The organism is Pseudomonas sp. F01002, assembly GCF_004402115.1.
Taxonomy (GTDB): Bacteria; Pseudomonadota; Gammaproteobacteria; order Pseudomonadales; family Pseudomonadaceae; genus Aquipseudomonas; species Aquipseudomonas frigoris.
Window position 1 is genome coordinate 719,074 of the sequence record NZ_SOPU01000018.1, and the last position, 18,758, is coordinate 737,831.

General features: G+C 59.4%; 18 protein-coding genes. 5 read left to right on the forward strand and 13 right to left on the reverse strand.

Annotated elements, in window-relative coordinates; translation table 11 throughout:
* The coding region (katE, locus tag E3W21_RS17210) for a catalase HPII (RefSeq protein ID WP_134421253.1) at positions 1 to 2,119 on the reverse strand (2,119 nt) is incomplete at its 3' end.
* A gap of 263 nt (positions 2,120 to 2,382) precedes the next feature.
* On the opposite strand from katE, the gene E3W21_RS17215 reads away from it, so the two are divergent.
* From E3W21_RS17215 to E3W21_RS17225, 3 genes are all read left to right on the forward strand, one after another.
* Entirely contained in the window at positions 2,383 to 3,390 is a 1,008-nt protein-coding gene (locus tag E3W21_RS17215) for a methionine ABC transporter ATP-binding protein (protein ID WP_129439651.1), read from the forward strand.
* Positions 3,390 to 4,064: a methionine ABC transporter permease gene (locus E3W21_RS17220; RefSeq protein ID WP_134421169.1), complete on the forward strand. Its 675-nt coding sequence runs from the start codon at positions 3,390 to 3,392 to the stop codon at positions 4,062 to 4,064. Before E3W21_RS17215 ends, E3W21_RS17220 begins: the two co-directional genes overlap by 1 nt.
* A 90-nt stretch (positions 4,065 to 4,154) precedes the next feature.
* Positions 4,155 to 4,928 carry a MetQ/NlpA family ABC transporter substrate-binding protein gene (locus E3W21_RS17225; protein ID WP_129439647.1) on the forward strand — a complete coding sequence of 258 codons (774 nt, stop codon included), beginning with the start codon at positions 4,155 to 4,157 and terminating at the stop codon, positions 4,926 to 4,928.
* A 210-nt stretch (positions 4,929 to 5,138) separates the two neighbouring features.
* On the opposite strand, the gene E3W21_RS17230 is transcribed toward E3W21_RS17225, so the two are convergent.
* Genes E3W21_RS17230 through E3W21_RS17250 form a run of 5 tightly spaced genes read right to left on the reverse strand, consistent with a single transcriptional unit; the run spans position 5,139 to position 9,062 of the window.
* Positions 5,139 to 5,774: an SCO family protein gene (locus E3W21_RS17230; protein WP_134421171.1), complete on the reverse strand. Its 636-nt coding sequence runs from the start codon at positions 5,772 to 5,774 to the stop codon at positions 5,139 to 5,141.
* Positions 5,771 to 6,670, reverse strand: coding sequence for a heme o synthase (gene cyoE / locus E3W21_RS17235; RefSeq protein WP_134421173.1), 900 nt, complete (start codon positions 6,668 to 6,670; stop codon positions 5,771 to 5,773). Before cyoE ends, E3W21_RS17230 begins: the two co-directional genes overlap by 4 nt.
* Positions 6,658 to 7,737 (reverse strand): heme A synthase, encoded by a 1,080-nt coding sequence (locus tag E3W21_RS17240; protein WP_134421175.1) that lies wholly within the window; start codon positions 7,735 to 7,737, stop codon positions 6,658 to 6,660. Before E3W21_RS17240 ends, cyoE begins: the two co-directional genes overlap by 13 nt.
* Before the next feature lie 10 nt (positions 7,738 to 7,747).
* Positions 7,748 to 8,356, reverse strand: a complete 609-nt coding sequence (locus E3W21_RS17245; RefSeq protein ID WP_134421177.1) for a hypothetical protein — start codon at positions 8,354 to 8,356, stop codon at positions 7,748 to 7,750.
* Positions 8,322 to 9,062 carry an SURF1 family protein gene (locus tag E3W21_RS17250; RefSeq protein WP_129439637.1) on the reverse strand — a complete coding sequence of 247 codons (741 nt, stop codon included), beginning with the start codon at positions 9,060 to 9,062 and terminating at the stop codon, positions 8,322 to 8,324. Before E3W21_RS17250 ends, E3W21_RS17245 begins: the two co-directional genes overlap by 35 nt.
* 70 nt (positions 9,063 to 9,132) lie before the next feature.
* Here E3W21_RS17250 and E3W21_RS17255 point away from each other — a divergent pair, with 70 nt between their 5' ends.
* Entirely contained in the window at positions 9,133 to 9,336 is a 204-nt protein-coding gene (locus E3W21_RS17255) for a twin transmembrane helix small protein (protein ID WP_094469789.1), read from the forward strand.
* Positions 9,337 to 9,340: 4 nt separating this feature from the next.
* On the opposite strand, the gene E3W21_RS17260 is transcribed toward E3W21_RS17255, so the two are convergent.
* From E3W21_RS17260 to coxB, 4 genes are all read right to left on the reverse strand, one after another.
* On the reverse strand, positions 9,341 to 10,228 hold the full coding sequence (locus E3W21_RS17260) for a cytochrome c oxidase subunit 3 (RefSeq protein ID WP_129439635.1): 888 nt from the start codon (positions 10,226 to 10,228) through the stop codon (positions 9,341 to 9,343).
* A 25-nt stretch (positions 10,229 to 10,253) separates the two neighbouring features.
* Positions 10,254 to 10,805, reverse strand: a complete 552-nt coding sequence (locus E3W21_RS17265; RefSeq protein WP_129439633.1) for a cytochrome c oxidase assembly protein — start codon at positions 10,803 to 10,805, stop codon at positions 10,254 to 10,256.
* 126 nt (positions 10,806 to 10,931) lie between these two features.
* A complete protein-coding gene (ctaD, locus tag E3W21_RS17270; RefSeq protein WP_008152477.1) occupies positions 10,932 to 12,524 on the reverse strand; it encodes a cytochrome c oxidase subunit I in 1,593 nt (530 codons plus the stop codon).
* A gap of 82 nt (positions 12,525 to 12,606) precedes the next feature.
* Positions 12,607 to 13,734, reverse strand: coding sequence for a cytochrome c oxidase subunit II (gene coxB, locus E3W21_RS17275; RefSeq protein WP_129439629.1), 1,128 nt, complete (start codon positions 13,732 to 13,734; stop codon positions 12,607 to 12,609).
* Positions 13,735 to 14,105: 371 nt separating this feature from the next.
* On the opposite strand from coxB, the gene E3W21_RS17280 reads away from it, so the two are divergent.
* Entirely contained in the window at positions 14,106 to 14,756 is a 651-nt protein-coding gene (locus E3W21_RS17280) for a hypothetical protein (protein WP_134421179.1), read from the forward strand.
* A 153-nt stretch (positions 14,757 to 14,909) separates the two neighbouring features.
* On the opposite strand, the gene E3W21_RS17285 is transcribed toward E3W21_RS17280, so the two are convergent.
* From E3W21_RS17285 to E3W21_RS17295, 3 genes are all read right to left on the reverse strand, one after another.
* A complete protein-coding gene (locus tag E3W21_RS17285) occupies positions 14,910 to 16,436 on the reverse strand; it encodes a SulP family inorganic anion transporter (protein WP_134421181.1) in 1,527 nt (508 codons plus the stop codon).
* Positions 16,437 to 16,682: 246 nt separating this feature from the next.
* Complete coding sequence (locus tag E3W21_RS17290; RefSeq protein WP_129439625.1) at positions 16,683 to 17,414, reverse strand: carbonic anhydrase; 732 nt, start codon at positions 17,412 to 17,414, stop codon at positions 16,683 to 16,685.
* Positions 17,415 to 17,657: 243 nt separating this feature from the next.
* On the reverse strand, positions 17,658 to 18,716 hold the full coding sequence (locus E3W21_RS17295) for a PA0069 family radical SAM protein (protein WP_134421183.1): 1,059 nt from the start codon (positions 18,714 to 18,716) through the stop codon (positions 17,658 to 17,660).
* Between the last annotated feature and the right edge of the window lie 42 nt (positions 18,717 to 18,758).

An 18,758-nucleotide genomic window follows, 5' to 3' on the forward strand; every position in this document is an offset into this window, starting at 1 on the left:
CTTTCGGCTCCCTGTCCCACACCCGATGCTGCCCGATCGCGGCAAAAAACGGTTTGATCAACTTCGCATCCGTGCCCACGATCAACCCCGCATCAGCCTCCAGCTTCAACACATCCAGCAACTGTTTGGCCTCGCCTTGCAGTGCAATCGCCTTCAAGTGCTTGTACGCCTCCAGCAGGTAATGCAGCGCCACCCCGTCGGTGCTTAGCGCCTTGATCGACGCCGCGCCACCGGGCACAAACACCGCATCGAACGCCACCGAAGGCAAGCCTTCCATTGACGCATCGACCGGCAATGCTTTGCCATCGGCGGTGGTCACAGGCGCAGAAGTCGGGCCGAGCAGTTTGGCGTGCGCACCTTCTGCCTTCAGCGCTTTCTTCATGGCATCAATCGCTGCACCATCGACGCCATTGGCTGCCAGGATTGCCACTTTGCGGGTTTTGATATCCGCCGGCAGCAAGTTGGCCTGGCTCAGGGCCGGCGAGCGATCCAGTGAGGTTTTGCGTACTTCGACCGTCCCGGCTTTGGGCGCTGGCAACCCCAGGTTCTGCGCCACTCGCTTGGCCAGTTCCAGATCGATGTTGGCCAGAATCTCATTTACCTGGCGCGCGCGGATGAGCTCCCGCTCAACCTTGCCCAACTCGAAGCTGTAAGCCGAGATGATGTGCTCCTGCTCATGCTTGCTCATGCTGTGGAAAAACAGTCGCGCCTGGGAGAAGTGGTCGCTGAATGATTCGCTGCGCTGACGGATCTTGTTGGCGTCGATGCGCTCTGGATAACTTTCGAAGCCACCATCCTGGGCTGCCGGCGGTGTTTCTTTCGGCCAACCGCTATCAATGGAGTTCGGCTCGTAGGACGCGCGGCCCTTGTCGATGGTGGTGCGATGCAATGCGTCCCGTTGACCATTGTGGAACGGTGCGACCGGGCGGTTGATCGGGATCTCGTGAAAGTTCGGCCCGCCAAGTCGGCTGATTTGCGTATCGGTGTAGGAAAACAGCCGACCTTGTAGCAATGGATCGTTGGAAAAGTCGATCCCCGGCACGATATGCCCTGGGCAGAAGGCGACCTGTTCGGTTTCGGCGAAGAAGTTGTCGGGATTACGGTTGAGGGTCATTTTGCCCAACGGGGTGATCGGCACCAGTTCTTCCGGAATCAGCTTGGTCGGGTCGAGGATGTCGAAGTCGAATTTATGTTCGTTCTCCTCCTCGATGATCTGTACGCCCAGTTCCCATTGCGGGTAGTCGCCCATCTCGATCGACTCCCAGAGATCGCGACGGTGGTAATCCGTGTCTTTACCGGCGAGTTTCTGCGCTTCATCCCACACCAGCGAACAGGTCCCGGCCGTGGGGCGCCAGTGGAATTTGACGAAGCGCGATTTACCTTCGGCATTGATCAGGCGGAAGGTGTGCACGCCGAAGCCTTGCATGCTGCGCAGGCTTTTCGGGATCGCCCGGTCGGACATGGTCCAGATCACCATGTGCGCCGACTCTGGTACCAGAGAGACAAAATCCCAAAAGGTATCGTGAGCTGAACCGCCGGTGGGCATCTCATTGTGCGGCTCGGGTTTCACCGCGTGCACGAAGTCAGGAAACTTGATCGCATCCTGAATGAAAAACACCGGCATATTATTGCCCACCAGGTCGAAGTTGCCTTCGTCGGTGAAAAACTTCACCGCGAAACCTCGTACGTCCCGCACGGTATCGCCCGACCCACGAGGGCCCTGCACCGTGGAGAAGCGGACGAAGACCGGGGTTTTTTGGCTTGGGTCTTGTAGGAACCCGGCCTTGGTCAGCACGGAATGGGTTTCATAGCTCTGGAAGTAGCCGTGAGCACCGGTGCCGCGGGCGTGGACGATGCGCTCGGGAATGCGCTCATGGTCAAAGTGCGTGATCTTTTCACGCATGATGAAATCTTCCAGCAACGATGGCCCGCGGGCGCCGGCTTTCAACGTGTTCTGGTTGTCCGAGACTTTCACGCCCTGGTTGGTGCGCAGGGCCTGTTCAGTGGCGTCGGAGCGAAATTGTTCCAGGCTGTCGAGCTTGGCATTGGTGTTACCGCGGTCCGGGGTATCGGTCCCGGCCAGTGCGCTTTTGGTTGCGGCAGGTTTTTTAGTACTCATCAGACAAAACTCCTCGTTGCGATTCCCGCCGTAGCCAGGACTCTTGAGCAATACCCCAGGCACGGACCGGGGGCGTTTTCGAGTTGCCTAATTAGTGACTGATGACGTTTTGCGCCGTTCCTTTTTTCTAACCTTTGATCGCGTTATTGCCAAATGGAAGGTTGAATGCGGAATAAATGCTAATAACCTCTATACGGACAGGCTAAAATGCGCGCCCGGCTAACCGCTGACCCTTTTCCAACGCGCCCCACAAGGTTCGCTACGTGATCGAGTTTCAAAACGTCCACAAAACTTACCGCGTCGCCGGTAAGGATATTCCCGCCCTGCATCCGACCAGTCTGACGATTGAGAACGGTCAGGTCTTCGGTCTGATCGGCCATTCCGGTGCGGGAAAAAGTACCCTGCTGCGTCTGATCAATCGCCTGGAAGAGTCCAGTGGCGGCAAGATATTCGTCGACGGCGAAGAAGTCACCGCGCTCGACGCCAACAGCCTGCGACGTTTCCGTCAGCAAGTCGGGATGATTTTCCAGCACTTCAACTTGCTGGCGTCCAAGACCGTGGCCGACAACGTCGCGCTGCCACTGACCCTGGCCGGTGAACTGTCGCGCAGCGACATCGACCGGCGTGTGGCCGAATTGCTGAAGCGGGTCGGCCTGTCCGACCACGCCAAGAAGTACCCGGCGCAATTGTCCGGTGGCCAGAAGCAGCGCGTCGGCATCGCCCGCGCCCTGGCGACCAAGCCGAAAATCCTGCTGTGCGACGAAGCCACCAGCGCACTGGACCCGCAGACCACTGCGTCGGTCCTGCAATTGCTGGCCGAGATCAATCGCGAGCTGAAGCTCACCATCGTGTTGATTACCCACGAGATGGACGTGATCCGCCGGGTCTGCGACCAGGTCGCGGTGATGGACGCTGGCGTGATCGTCGAGCAAGGTTCGGTGGCCGAGGTGTTCCTGCATCCGAAGCACCCGACCACCAAGCGCTTCGTGCAAGAGGACGAGCAGATCGACGAAAGCGAACAGCGCGACGACTTCGCTCACGTTCCAGGCCGCATCGTGCGTCTGACCTTCCAGGGCGAAGCGACCTACGCGCCATTGCTGGGTACCGTCGCCCGGGAAACGGGTGTGGACTACAGCATCCTGGCCGGTCGTATCGACCGCATTAAAGACGTGCCCTACGGGCAGTTGACCCTGGCCGTGACCGGTGGCGACATGGAAGCGGCGTTCGCCCGTTTCACTGCGGCTGACGTCCACATGGAGGTGCTGCGCTGATGGAAGTCCTGACAAGTTTCTTCGTCAATATCGACTGGTTCGAAATCTGGCTGGCCACCGGCGATACCTTTCTGATGCTCTTCGGTTCGCTGTTGTTCACTGTTTTGCTCGGCCTGCCCCTGGGCGTGCTGTTGTTCCTCTGCAGCCCGCGTCAGTTGCTGGAAGCCAAAGGCGTTTACGCAATGCTGTCGCTGATGGTGAACATCCTGCGTTCGCTGCCGTTCATCATTCTGCTGATCGTGATGATTCCGTTCACGGTGTTGATCACCGGTACGTCCCTCGGTGTCGCCGGTGCGATTCCACCGCTGGTGGTGGGCGCTACGCCATTCTTCGCGCGACTGGTGGAAACCGCCCTGCGTGAAGTGGATCGCGGCATCATCGAGGCAACCCAGGCCATGGGCGCGACGACCCGGCAGATCATCACCAATGCCTTGCTGCCGGAAGCCCGCCCGGGCATCTTCGCGGCGATTACGGTGACAGCCATTACACTGGTGTCCTACACGGCGATGGCGGGTGTGGTCGGCGCGGGTGGTTTGGGCGACCTGGCAATCCGTTTCGGTTACCAGCGTTTCCAGCCTGATGTGATGGTCGTGACAGTGATGTTGCTGCTGGTGCTGGTCCAAGTGCTGCAAACCGTTGGCGACAAGTTGGTTGTGCACTTCTCCAGGAAGTAAAGAGTCCCGTAAATGACAAATGAGCCGGCCATTCGCTGGCAGGCGCCGAATTCAGGCGTCGCAAGCGAGTACCCACAAGGAGTTAGCTGAATGAAAAAATTACTCGTAGCGCTCGCAGCAGTTGCAGCGTTCTCTGCTCAGGCCAATGAAACCCTGACCGTCGCGGCCACCCCGGTCCCGCACGCAGAAATCCTCGAATTCGTGAAACCTGCCCTGGCCAAAGAAGGCGTGGACTTGAAGGTCAAAGTCTTCACCGACTACATCCAGCCGAACGTGCAGGTGGCCGAAAAACGTCTGGACGCCAACTTCTTCCAGCACCAGCCGTACCTCGATGAATTCAACAAGGCCAAGGGCACCAATCTGGTGGCCGTTGCCGGCGTGCACCTGGAACCGCTGGGCGCTTACTCCAGCAAGTACAAAGCACTGACCGAGCTGCCAGGCGGCGCCAACGTGGTGATCCCGAACGACGCCACCAACGGCGGCCGTGCGCTGTTGCTGCTGGCGAAGGCTGGCCTGATCAAGTTGAAGGATTCGAACAACATCCTCGCGACCGTCAAGGACATCACCGAGAATTCCAAGGACCTGAAATTCCGTGAACTGGAAGCCGCGACCATCCCGCGCGTGCTGACCCAGGTTGACCTGGCGCTGATCAACACCAACTACGCGCTGGAAGCCAAGCTTGACCCGTCCAAGGACGCGCTCGTCATCGAAGGCAACGACTCGCCTTACGTGAACATCCTCGTTGCCCGTCCAGACGACAAGGACAGCGAAGCGATGAAGAAGCTGATTGCTGCCCTGCACAGCCCGGAAGTGAAAGCCTTCATCCTCGAGAAGTACAAAGGCGCGGTATTGCCGGCGTTCTGATCTGACAGCAATAAAAAAACGGGGACGCATTGATTGCGTCCCCGTTTTTTTATGCCTGGAATACGGACCCTGTGGGAGCGGCGGTGCGACGATTCGACTTGCTCGCGAATGCGGTGTGTCATTCAGCATTTATGGCGGCTGATCCACCGCTTTCGCGAGCAAGTCGAATCGTCGCACCGCCGCTCCCACAATAGTTTTGTGTAGTTCACACTATTTGCGGGTAAGCATCACCGGCAACTGCGCCACCAATTTCACGTTGTTCAACGGCGCCCGAATGAACCCACGCTGCGTCCCGTCCGGCCCGATCACCGCCAGGTTGCCGCTGTGATCGACGGTGTAATTCGGCTTGCTGGTGTCCGCCGGAATGAACGGAATGCTCACCGCGTTGGCCAGTTTCTGAATGTCTTCAACCGACGAAGCCGTCAGGCCTTTGAACTGCGGATCGAAGTAGCCCAGGTACTGCTTGAGCTGCTGGGGCGTGTCGCGGTTCGGGTCGATGCTGACCAGAATGATCTGCAACTTGGCCACAGCCTCTGGCGGCAGTTCGCTCTTGATTTGGCGCAGCTGGGCGAGGGTGGTCGGGCAGATGTCCGGGCAGAAGGTGTAGCCGAAGAACAGCAGCGACCATTTGTCTTTCAGCTCGTTAACCGCCACTGGCTTGCCGTCCTGATCGGTCATTGTGACGGCCGGCAGGTTGCGGCTTTGCGGCAGCAGAATGATCCCGGCATCAATCAGAGCGGTCGGGTCGCCCTGGCCTTTGCCGGACAGCACTTTGTTGATGGTCAGGCCCAGGACCAGCGCGATCAGGGCAACGAGGATGAAGACGGTTTTCTGGGTTCGAGTCATAGGTTCAACAGTAAGTAGTGGTCTACGAGCAGCGCGATAAACAGTAGGAACAAGTAGTAAATAGAGTACTTGAAGGTGTTGATCGCCGCGTGCGGCCGAGTGCCACGGTACAGCACCACGGCCCATTGCAGAAACCTCGCGCCCAGTCCCAGCGCGCAAATCAGGTAGAGCATGCCGCTCATGTGGATCACGTACGGCATCAGGCTGACGGCCAGCAGCGCGAAGGTATAAAGCAGGATGTGGACCTTGGTGTAGTGCTCGCCATGGGTCACCGGCAGCATCGGGATGTCAGCCTTGGCGTATTCCTCTTTGCGGTGAATGGCCAGTGCCCAGAAGTGCGGCGGGGTCCAGGCGAAGATGATCAGCACCAGCAACAGTGGTTCGGCGCTGACGTGGCCGGTAGCGGCGGTCCAGCCGAGCAGTGGCGGGGCGGCGCCGGCCAGGCCTCCGATGACGATGTTTTGCGGCGTCGCGCGTTTCAGGAAACCGGTGTAGACCACCGCGTAGCCGAGCAGCGAGGCCAGGGTCAGCCACGCCGTCAGTGGATTGGTGAAAGCCAGCAGTATGGCTTGCCCAAGCACCGCCAATACCAAGGCAAACGTCAGCGCGGCCGCCGGCGACACCCGGCCTTCGGCCAGGGGACGTTTGTGCGTGCGGGCCATGACCGCATCGATGCGCCGGTCCACGACATGGTTGACCGCCGCCGCACCGCCGGCACACAAGGCGATCCCCAGATTGCCGAACACCAGCACCGTCCACGGTACTCCGGCGCGGGTCGCGAGGAACATGCCGACCAGCGAGGTGATGAGCATCAGCACCACCACTTTCGGCTTGGTCAGCTCCAGGTAGTCACGCCAGATCGCCTGACTGTGACGTGCGCCGATCAGAGTCGCCATGGCATCTCTCCTTTTATTGTTATGGGCCCGGCTGAGTGTTTGCGCGGGCTGAACCGCCAGCGCGCAGGGGGTTGCTGCTTGACCCGAACCAGACTGGTTCGCGCGTGATAATTGACCAGCACCATCGTCAGCAACAGTGCCGCGCCGCCCGCGTTGTGCGCGACGGCCACTGGCAGTGGCAGGTGAAACAGCACATTGCTGATGCCGAGGGTGATTTGTGCGGCGAGTGCAATCAGCACCAGCCCCGCCAGGCGCGTCATGCCGACCACCTTCAGTTGCCAGGCCAGCCCCAGCAACACCAGGGTCACCAGCAATGCGCCGATGCGGTGAGTCAGATGAATCGCGGTGCGGGCATCGCTGTCCAGTTGCCCGCCGAGGTAATTGGGGCCGATGTGTTGGGTCAGGTGAAAACCGTTGGCGAAGTCCGCGGGTGGCAGCCATTGCCCATGACAGGTCGGGAAGTCGATACAGGCCACCGCCGCGTAGTTGGAACTGACCCAGCCACCGAGGGCGATTTGCCCGATCACCAGCAGCAGCCCGGCCGTCGCCCAGTACTGCAAACGCCGCGGCACGGTCAGCGCTGGCAACACGCCGGACAATCGCAACGTCAGCAAAAACAGCAGGCTCAACGTCGCAAAACCACCGAGTAAATGCCCGGTGACCACTTGTGGCCAGAGCTTGAGCGTTACCGTCCACATGCCGAATGCCGCTTGGGCGATCACCACCGCCAGTAGGAACAACGGCAACTTCACCGGTTGCCCCGGATGACGACGATGAACCCAGGCGCGACCGGCCAGCACCGAGATCAGCAGCCCCAGCGTGCCGGCGAAGTAGCGGTGAACCATCTCGTTCCAGCCCTTATGGGCTTCGACGGGAGCGTCGGGAAAATGCAGTTCGGCATGGGCCAATTGAACTTCGCTTTTCGGCACACTGATAAAGCCATAGCAACCCGGCCAGTCCGGGCAACCGAGCCCGGCGTGGGTCAGGCGGGTGTAGGCGCCGAGCAACACCACAATCAGTGCCAGCATGGTGGCAAACAGCGCGAGGCGAAATCCAGGTTTGGCCATGACGATGCCCTTATCCGATGTTCGACAGTTTCAGCAGATGACGCAGGTCGTTGAGCAGATCCTTACCCTTCACCGTCGGGTCGTAGCGCAGCACCAGATTGCCGTGAGGGTCGATGATCCACAGCTGTGGCGCGGGCTTGTCCCCGGTGCCGGCGGTTTTGTTGAAGGTACTGAAGGTGGCGAGGTCCAGGGGATACCGTTGCAATTGAGGATACTCGCGCGTCAGCTTGGCGTCGTATTCACTGCTCAGCGGTTGTGCCGTGGCCAAGGCATGACTGGCGCGCCCGGCATCACGGCCAAGCCCGATCTGGATCTGCCGCGCCAGGTACGCCAGTTGTTGGCAGTCCACCGAGCAATCCTTGGGCGCAGTCACCAGTATCTGCCAACGATCCTCCTGCGCCTGCACGCCGAGGTCGGCGCGGGTCTGGCCGTTGCCGATCAGTTCGCCGTGATAGCTGCGACCGTCCGGCACCCAGAACTGCAATTTGTACATGCCGGTGGCGAGGATCATCGGACCGATCACCCCAAGCAGGATCAGCAGTAACTGCAAGCGACCTTTACGCCGACTCGCCGGCGTTTTCGCCTCAGACATGTTGGGTGGATTCATGGCCGCTCCCATGGTGTTTCTCCTTTGCGTTGTGCCAGCCGAGATAGAGATAAAGGCCAAACAGGGCGATCGACATGGCGAACCACTGCACGGCATAAGCCAGGTGTTTTTCCGGTCCCATGGCGACTACCGGCCAGTCAGCCTGGTAAGTCGCGGGACCGCTTTCTGCGCGTAATTCGTAGGTAAAACCTTCACGATCCAGCGCCTTCCACAGCTTCGCCGGTTCAACGGCTGTTACCAGCTGTGGCCAGGTCGTGGTGTTCGGGTCGGCGTGCAACTGGAAAGTGGCGCCGGGGGAGACGTAGACCCAGGCAACGAGACTCAAGGCCTGAGTCGGTGTGGTGAATTGCGGTGGGGTGCGGCGATCCGGCCACGGCAGCCAGCCGCGATTGATCAACAACCAGAGCCCGGTCGCCTGATCCTGAAACGGCTGCAGCAGTTCGACGCCAACCTTGCCGTCGCGCTGACGGTTATCCAGCAACAGGCTGTGGGCGGCATCGAACTGGCCGTGCAGGTGAACCCGGCGGAAGGCCGGATCTGCGATGTGTTGCAGCTCGGTGCTGGCCATCGGTTCGGCGGCACGGCGCTCGGTGTAGCTTTGCAGCAGCGCGCTTTTCTCTGCGCCCCGGCTCAATTGCCAGAACCCGAGTGACACCAGCATGGGCAGCAACAACGCGACCACCAGGGTCGGTACGATGCCCGGCCGAAAACGCTTCATGGCGTCGCCAGAAAGTCGCTAGTCGCGATAGCTATACTCAAGTGCATCGCCTTCCCCCCGGAGTCTCACCATGCTCAAAGCAGCCATCGTCCTGATGCTGATTGCCACGGTTGTCAGCCTGTTCAGCGGCCTGTTTTTTCTGGTCAAGGACGACAGCAGCTCGAACCGCCTCGTCATTGCCTTGAGTGTTCGTGTTGCGCTGGCCGCCATTACCGTCGGCTTGATTGCCTGGGGTTTTTTCAGCGGCCAGTTGGTCTCTACTGCGCCTTGGTAAAGCCTCAGAGCACGTAGACGAAAACGAACAGACCGATCCACACCACGTCCACGAAGTGCCAGTACCAGCTCGCCGCTTCAAACGCGAACTGGTGATCGGCGTCGAAGTGCCCGCGCATGATCCGCATCAACATCACAAACAGGATGATGGTGCCGATGGTCACGTGGGCGCCGTGGAAACCGGTGAGCATGAAGAAGGTCGCGCCGTAGATGCCCGAACCGAGCGTCAGGCCCAGTTCGTGGTAGGCATGCATGTATTCTTCGGCCTGAAAACCAAGGAACGCGCAGCCCAGCAGCACGGTGAGCGCCAGCCAGATTTTCAGCGCGCCGCGATGGCCCTTTTTCAAGGCGTGGTGGGCGATGGTCACGGTGATGCTGGAACTCACCAGCAAAACGGTATTGAGCAGCGGCAGGCCCCAGGGACTGATGACTTCCTTGGGCGGCGGGAAGAGTTGCGGGTCAGGGGTGTGCAGCAATGGCCACGCAAACTGGAAATTCGGCCAAAGCATATGAGCGATGCCTTTGACCCCTTCACCCCCGAGCGCCGGGCCGGAAATGTTACGCACATAAAACAGTGCGCCGAAGAAGGCGATGAAGAACATCACCTCCGAAAAGATGAACCAGCTCATGCCCCAGCGGAACGAGCGATCCATCTGTGCGCTGTACAACCCTTGGCGGCTTTCCTTGATCACCGTACCGAACCAGCCGAACAGCATGTAGGCCACCATCAGGCCGCCGACGAAAAAGATCAGCGGGCCGTGGGACTCCGGCCGCGCCGCTTTCAGGTCGTTGAACCAGGTGGCCAGGCCGAACACGGTGGTGAGCATGCCGGCGGTGGCAATGATCGGCCATTTGCTCTGGGCCGGTACGTAATAGTGTTCATGAGTTGCCATTTATTGTTCTCCTTATCGGGCACGCTCAGCCGCCAGTATTTACAGCCACCGGTGGATGTCGGGCGGTGATATCGAACAGCGTGTAAGACAGCGTCAGGTGCTTCACATCCTTGGGCATGTCACGGTCAACGATGAAACGTACCGGCATCTCGATCCGTTGACCGGGCTGCAGCACTTGCTGGGTAAAGCAGAAACATTCGGTCTTGTGGAAGTACGCCGCCGCGGCACTGGGCGCGATGCTCGGAACCGCCTGGGCGCTCATCGGGCGATCGGTTGGGTTGTGGGCGATGAAGATCATCTCGTTCACCGCGCCCGGGTTGGCCGTCAGCTCATCGCCCTTGGGGTAGAAGTCCCAGGACATGTCGGCGGCATTGGTCGACAGAAACTGCACGCGAACCTGCCGCGAGGTGTCGACCGTTTGCTCGCCCTCGTACTGCCCGCCGGTTTTGCCGTTGATGCCGAACGCCTTGCACATCACGTCGTAGATCGGCACCAGGGCAAACCCGAAGACAAACATCGCCACCACCACCAGCAGCAGGCGCGTGACCAGTTTCTTCAACGAAATAGAGTCAGCCATGATTTCCAACCTCTACGCATAACCCTGTGGGAGCGGGCTTGCTCGCGAAGCAGACGCTGCGGTCCGTCAGACAAACTGCGTTATCGTTCTTCGCGAGCAAGCCCGCTCCCACATAGGGTTGCGCGTTCATTTCACTTCCGGCGGCGTGGTGAAGGTGTGATACGGCGCCGGCGACGGGATGCTCCATTCCAGGCCTTCGGCCCCATCCCACGGTTTGGCCGGTGCTGGCGGGCCGCCGCGGATGGTCTTGATCACGATGAACAGGAAGAAGATCTGCGTGGCGCCGAACATGAACGCACCGATCGACGACACCATGTTGAAGTCGGCGAATTGCAGGTTGTAGTCGGGAATCCGCCGCGGCATGCCCGCCAGCCCCACGAAGTGCATCGGGAAGAACGCCATGTTCATGCCGATGAACGAGAGCCAGAAGTGCAGCTTGCCGAGGGTTTCGTCGTACATGTGGCCGGTCCATTTCGGCATCCAGTAGTAGGCCGAGGCGAAGATCCCGAAGATCGCCCCCGGCACCAGTACGTAGTGGAAGTGCGCGACCACAAAGTAGGTGTCCTGGTACTGGAAGTCCGCCGGGGCGATGGCCAGCATCAACCCGGAGAACCCGCCGATGGAAAACAGGATCACGAACGCCACCGCAAACAGCATCGGTGTCTCGAAGGTCAGCGAGCCTTGCCACATGGTGCTGGCCCAGTTGAACACCTTCACTCCGGTCGGCACCGCGATCAGCAGCGTGGCGTACATGAAGAACAACTCGCCCACCAACGGAATGCCGACCACGAACATGTGGTGCGCCCAGACGATGAACGACAGGAACGCGATACTCGCCGTCGCATAGACCATCGAGGTGTAGCCGAACAACGGCTTGCGTGAGAAGGCCGGAATGATCGAGCTGACGGCACCGAAGGCCGGCAGGATCATGATGTACACCTCGGGGTGACCGAAGAACCAGAACACGTGCTGGAACAACACCGGGTCACCGCCACCGGCGGCACTGAAGAAGCTGGTGCCGAAGTGGATGTCCATCAGCATCATCGTCACGCAGCCGGCCAGTACCGGCATCACCGCGATCAGCAGGAACGCGGTAATCAGCCAGGTCCAGACGAACAGCGGCATTTTCATCAGCGTCATGCCGGGGGCGCGCAGGTTGAGGATGGTGGCGATCACGTTGATCGCGCCCATGATCGAACTGATCCCCATCAAGTGGATGGCGAAGATGAAGAAGGTCACGCTTTCTGGTGCGTAGGTCGTCGACAGCGGGGCGTAGAACGTCCAGCCGAAGTTCGGTCCACCGCCGGGGGTGAACAGGGTCGATACCAGCAGGATGAACGCCGCCGGCAATAGCCAGAAGCTGAAGTTGTTCATCCGTGGCAGGGCCATGTCCGGCGCGCCGATCATCAACGGGATCATCCAGTTGGCGAGGCCGACGAAGGCTGGCATCACCGCACCGAAGACCATCACCAGACCGTGCATGGTGGTCATCTGGTTGAAGAATTCCGGTTGGACGATTTGCAGTCCTGGCTGGAACAACTCGGCACGAATCACCATCGCGAACGAGCCGCCGAGCAAGAACATGGAGAACGCGAACCACAGGTACAGCGTGCCGATATCCTTGTGGTTGGTGGTCAGCACCCAGCGCATCAGGCCTTTGGCGGGGCCGTGGGCGTGGGCGGTGCCGGTATGAACATGGTCATCGACGACAGCAGTCATGTCCTGTCTCCTGCAAACAGATGGGCTGGGCAGGCCGGGGCGCGATGCCCCGACTGGTTCCTTACGTGCGCAATAGACCGGGTCATTTGCTTTCCGCCTGTTTCAGCTCCAGCACTTCTTTAGGGGTGACCATGTCGCCCTTGTTGTTGCCCCAGGCGTTACGTTCGTAGGTCACGACCGCTGCGATATCGACTTCCGAGAGCTGCTTGCCGAACGCCGCCATGGCGGTGCCGGGCTTGCCGTGGAAGACAATGCTCAGGTGTCCTTCTTTCGGTCCGGTAGCGATTTTCGAGCCCTTGAGCGCCGGGAACATCGGCGGCAGGCCCTGACCTTCGGCCTGGTGACAGGCGACGCAGGTGGTGTGGTAGATCTTGTCGCCGCGCTCTTTAAGCTCGTCGAGGGTCCATTCCTTGCTGGTCAGCTCTTTGAGCTGCATGGCTTCAGCCTTGCGCTCGCCCAGCCATTTTTCGTAATCGGCCTTTTCCTTGACCTCGACCACGATGGGCATGAAGCCGTGGTCCTTGCCGCACAATTCGGCGCATTGACCGCGGTAGATGCCGGGCTTGTCGACGCGGGTCCAGGCTTCGTTGACGAATCCCGGAATCGCATCACGCTTGACCGCAAAGGCCGGCACCCACCAGGAATGGATGACGTCGGCGGAAGTCACCAGGAAGCGCACCTTGGCGCCGATCGGCAGCACCAAAGGCTTATCGACCTCAAGCAAGTAGTGTTCGCTCTTGGCTTCCTTGTTGTGGATCTGATCGGCGGGCGTGGTCAGGTTGCTGAAGAACTCAACGTCCTGGCCCAGGTATTTGTAGTGCCACTTCCACTGATAGCCGGTGACCTGGATATCGATATCCGGCTCACTGGCGTCGTACATCTTGATCAGGGTTGCGGTCGCGGGAACCGCCATGGCCACCAGGATCAGGAAGGGCACGATGGTCCAGAGAATTTCGACGGTGGTGCTTTCATGAAATTTCGCGGCCACCTGCCCGGTCGAGCGGCGGTGGAGAATCATCGACCAGAACATGGCGCCGAAGACGATGATGCCGATCACTACACAGATCCAGAAAATGGTCATGTGCAGGTCAAATACTGCGTGACTGATTTCAGTCGCTCCAGGCGCCATATTCACAGTCCAGGCCGCTTGTGCCTGACTGAAAATCGACCACAACAGGAGGCCCATCCAGACATGTGGATGTCGCATCATTGCGGGTTCCCCTTATCGTTCTTGTTATCCCGCCGGCTTTCACCTGCGGCAAGGGAGCGGCTTTTTCAGACTACGAACTTGAATCGCCGAGCCTTGCTGCGTGTGCAGTCGGGCGTCATCAGCTAACTCCATTCCCACCCGAGTATAGACAGCGACTGCCACCTCGCAATGTGAGGGCGTAAATCATCTGAAACAGCTGGGACTTGCGTTCCAGGGCACGAATGGAGAAGGATGCAGACGAGTGGTGGCAAACCGATATAACTTTGATGTCTCAAGGATGAAATAATTATGACAAATGCGTCTTAGCATTTTTCGTATGCCAGCTAAGTTATGTCTTCCCTATTTCATTGCCTTTGTTTCCTGGAGTTTTCATGAACACCGCCGCATTGCGCGAGCAGATCCAAAAAGCCCAACAACACGAAGCCGAAACCGGCCAGCTGACTCGTCAGCTGGAAACCCAACTGCCACACCTTCACTCCGCCATCCAATTGCCGGATGTCGACGCCAACGGCGTGATGACGCGTTTTGTGGCCGCGTATATAGAGCAAGTGCCGGACCTGCTGGACGCAGCCAATGAAGTCGCCAGGGAAGCGGGTATCGAATCACAGATCAAACCGGTGCTGAAAATCGCCGAGCAGTTCTTCCTCCAGCCGCCAGCGATCATGGCCGGTCATGTTGGTCTGGACAGCCTGCTGGACGAAGCCTATCTGGCGCATCGCCTGGTCGAAGAGGTCAATGACCTGTACATCAAGCATTTTGGCCAGCCACTGATCCCCTTGGACATGACTGTTGCCAACCTGATTGCCCACCAACTGATCGGCGAGGAGTTTGCCAATCAACTGGATGAGGCGGTGCATCACGCTGTGGACGAGATGCTCAATGAAGACAGTTTCGCGCTGGAGTCCGTCGAGGCCTACCGCGAGAAGCTCAACAGCCCGGACACCGGCGCTGCATGGAAGCGCTGGCCGTGTCTGTCGCGCCAGCTGGGCGTAGGGCTGGAGTTGGATCAGCCGGCGGCTTGATTTTACGGTAGGAACCGAATCCCTGTGGGAGCGGCGGTGCGACGATTCGACTTGCTCGCGAAGGCGGTCGATCATTCAACATTGATGTTGACTGACGCACCGCTTTCGCGAGCAAGTCGAATCGTCGCACCGCCGCTCCCACATTGTTTATGTTTATGTCGTAGAGCCCACTCCGGAGGTGGTTCGTAAGCGCCCTTCCAGCCTGCGCTTCAACCCCCGCGCTTCAATCAACAGTTTTGATCCCTTGGCCGCATTGGCCCGGCCCCATTCCTCCAGCAATTCCAGACACGAGTGATCGATGTAGCTCAGGTTATTGAGCGGCACATGCACCGTCGCGCCTGCCGGAATGGTCCCCAGCACTTGGGTCAGCGCCGGCACTTTGAGAAAGGTCGCTGCACCTATCAATCGCAGTTCCATTTCGCCGTCCTTGGGCAGATCGATCAGGCTGATTTTCAGCCGCGAAGCCTTCCAGGCCAGCTTGGCCAGGGTCAGGCCGAAGCCGATCAGCACGCCAGTCAGCAGGTCGGTGAAGATGATTGCCAGAGCGGTCGCCGCGTAGGTGAACATCGGCATCCGCCCATAACGACCCAGACCGCGGAAGGCCTTGAGGTCGACCAGTTTGAAACCGGTGTAAACCAGAACGCCCGCCAGGCTCGCCACCGGAATGCTTTGCAGCACGCTGGACAGCAGCAACACGAAAGCCAGCAGCCACAGGCCATGGAAGATCGCCGACAGTCGCGTGGTGGCGCCGGCCTGGACGTTGGCCGAACTGCGCACGATCACGCCGGTCATCGGTAGCGCGCCGAGTAAACCGCAAAGCATGTTGCCTACGCCTTGAGCCGACAATTCCCGGTCGAAGTCGGAACGCTGGCCGTTGTGCATACGGTCCACCGCGGCGGCGGAGAGCAGGGTTTCGGCGCTGGCGATGAAGGCCAAGGCAAACGCGGCGATCAGCAAGGTCGGGTCAGCCAGATTGAGCAGATCCGCAGGTTTCAACCAGTCGATGGCTTCTGCCAGGTTGGCCGGGACTTCCACTCGTTTGACCTGCAAGGCGAGCACCAGACTGGCGACAGTCGCCAGGCCTACACCAAGCAGTGCGCCGGGAATGAAGCGCAGGGAATGAGGGCGGAATTTCTCCCACAACCACATCACCGCAATCGTCGACAGCCCGAGCAACCCGGCTTGCCAACCGAAGGAGGGCAAGGCCTGGACGACCGCGGCCGGGAAGGCGGCCAGGTTATCTAGCCCGGAAGGCTTGGGCACGGCGTCGAGCATCACATGCACCTGTGACAACACGATCAGTACACCAATCCCGGCGAGCATGCCGTAGACCACCGCCGGCGCCGTGACCCGAAACCAGCAGCCCAGTTTCAAGCGTCCGGCCACCAGTTGCAGAAAACCGGCCAGCAGCAGGATTGGCCCGAGCATGGCGATACCGTGCTGGCGCACCAGTTCGAACACCAGAACCGCCAAACCGGCCGCCGGGCCGCTGACTTGCAGTGGTGAACCGGCAATCCAGCCCACCACCAGGCCACCGATGATCCCGGTGATCAAGCCTTTGGACGGCGGCAGCCCCGAGGCAATGGCGATACCCATGCACAAGGGCAGGGCGACGAGAAACACAACCACGGACGCCAGCAGCTCCCGTGGCAGTACAGCTTTAAGTTGAGCAGCACGCATGGTGACTCTCCCGAAGTTTTCTTCAGGCGTGGCAAAGCCAGGCTGCCTGATCGGCAGCCTCGGCTAAACCACACAATGATCGGGTGTCCTGTCTCGCAAATACTGTTCATTTTTGACGGCGCCTGTTGCCGTCATGCTGCGTTGCCGCTCCTCGCCATAGCGGGCTATGACTCGTCACGGCGCCTTGCCTGACGACAACAGTCACTCGTCAAAAAAGAACGTATTTGTGAGACAGGACACTAGGATTTAGAAGCGCGCTTTAGGCGTCGCCACCGGAATCGGATGGCTGCCGTCGAGCGGCAGGAAACAACCCTTGTCCGCGTCGTAAGCCCTGATTTCGCTGGTTTCGATGTTGTAGATCCAACCATGGATAAACAGCTGACCATTAGCCATGCGCGAAGCGACCGACGGGTGCGTGCGCAAATGTTGCAGCTGGGCGATCACATTCTCCTCGGTGAGGACGTGCATGCTTTCGTTTTCGTCAGCGCAATGGCAGTTGTCCTGGACCATGGTTTTTGCCACTTCGGCATGACGCAACCAGGCTTTGACCGTCGGCATTTTTTCCAGGCTTTGCGGGTTGAGCACTGCGCGCATCGCGCCACAGTCGGAGTGCCCGCAGATGATGATGTGTTGCACGCCGAGGGCCAGTACCGCGTATTCGATTGCCGTGGAAACACCGCCGTTCATTTGCCCATAAGGCGGCACAACGTTGCCGACGTTACGGGTCACGAACAGGTCGCCAGGGGAGCTTTGGGTGATCAGCTCAGGAACGATGCGCGAATCGGCGCAGGCGATGAACATCGCTCTGGGGCTCTGGGCCGTGGCGAGTTTTTTGAAGAGTTCTTCCTGCTGTGGAAAAACTTCGTGATGAAAATGCAAAAAGCCATCAACGATATGCTGCAGCGCTGCATCGGCGGTTTCCGCCTCCGGTTGGGCTGAAGCCGACGCAGCCAACGGCTGTTTATCCTTGTCACTCATGATTCATCCTCTTTGGCGGAGTCAGGGAATTTTCCCGTTTTGTCCGGTGTGAAGCCAGTGGCTGTTTAAAAAACATCCAGGTCGAGAATCTCGCCCCGTCAGTCACTCGATGAACAAGGTAGCGGCCGAAACTTAACTCAAACTGAATAAAATGCTCTAGAACGTGTGTTCCAGGTCACAAAAAACGTGACCGGCGTAGTGGCAAAGTGAATTTCACACTACTCAATCATAGGCCAATTGTCCTCAAATCAACGACATCTGGCGACCCGGCGGACAGAAGGCTTCGCAGTCCAGATTGAAACCTTCCCGACGATTGAGCCCCAGACGTTTGATGGTTTTGGCAAAGCGTTGCGCCAGCAGATCGGCAATCGGTCCTTCGCCACGCATCCTGGCACCGAAGCGACTGTCGTAGAGCTCGCCACCACGGCTCTGACGAATCAGGCTCAACACATGAGCGGCACGCAGAGGATAGTGGGCCGCCAGCCATTCTTCGAACAGCGGCGCAACTTCCAGCGGCAGGCGCAGCATCATGTAGGCCGCACTTTGCGCCCCTGCGGCATGAGCTTCGGTGAGCAGGCTTTCGAGTTCACTGTCGTTGATCATCGGAATCATCGGCGAGCACAGAACGCCCACCGGAATTCCCGCTTCATGCATCACGCGGATCGCCCGCAACCGAGCCTTGGGTGCAGCGGCGCGCGGTTCGAGGATGCGTTTGAGCTCGTCGTCCAGGGTAGTGAGGCTGATCATCACCGCCACCAGCCTTTGCTCGGCGAGTTCGCCCAGCAGGTCCAGATCCCGCAGAATCAGCGAGCCCTTGGTAATGATGGTCACTGGATGGCGATAGCGCAGCAGCACTTCGAGGGTTTTGCGGGTGATTTTGTGTTCGCGTTCAATCGGCTGATAAGGGTCCGTATTGGAGCCCAGATTGATCGGCGCACATTGATAGCCGCGCTTGGACAGTTGTTCTTCCAGCACATCGGCGGCGTTGGTCTTGGCGATCAGTTTGGTTTCGAAGTCCAGCCCTGGTGACATGTCCCAATAAGCGTGGCTGGGCCGCGCGTAGCAATAGATGCAACCGTGCTCGCAGCCGCGATAGGGATTGATCGAACGATCGAAGGGCAAGTCCGGCGAGTTGTTGCGAGTGATGATGGTTTTTGCCGTTTCGATACGCACCTCGGTGCCTTGGGTGATCGGCGCTTCCTGATACCAGCCGTCATCCTCGGCCACCGAGCGATTCGGCGCGAAGCGGTTGTGCGGGTTGGTCGCGGTGCCGCGGCCGCGCGGGGGAAGAGGGGTGGACATGAGAACGCCTCTGTACTGTTTTTATATACAGTATAGAGGCGT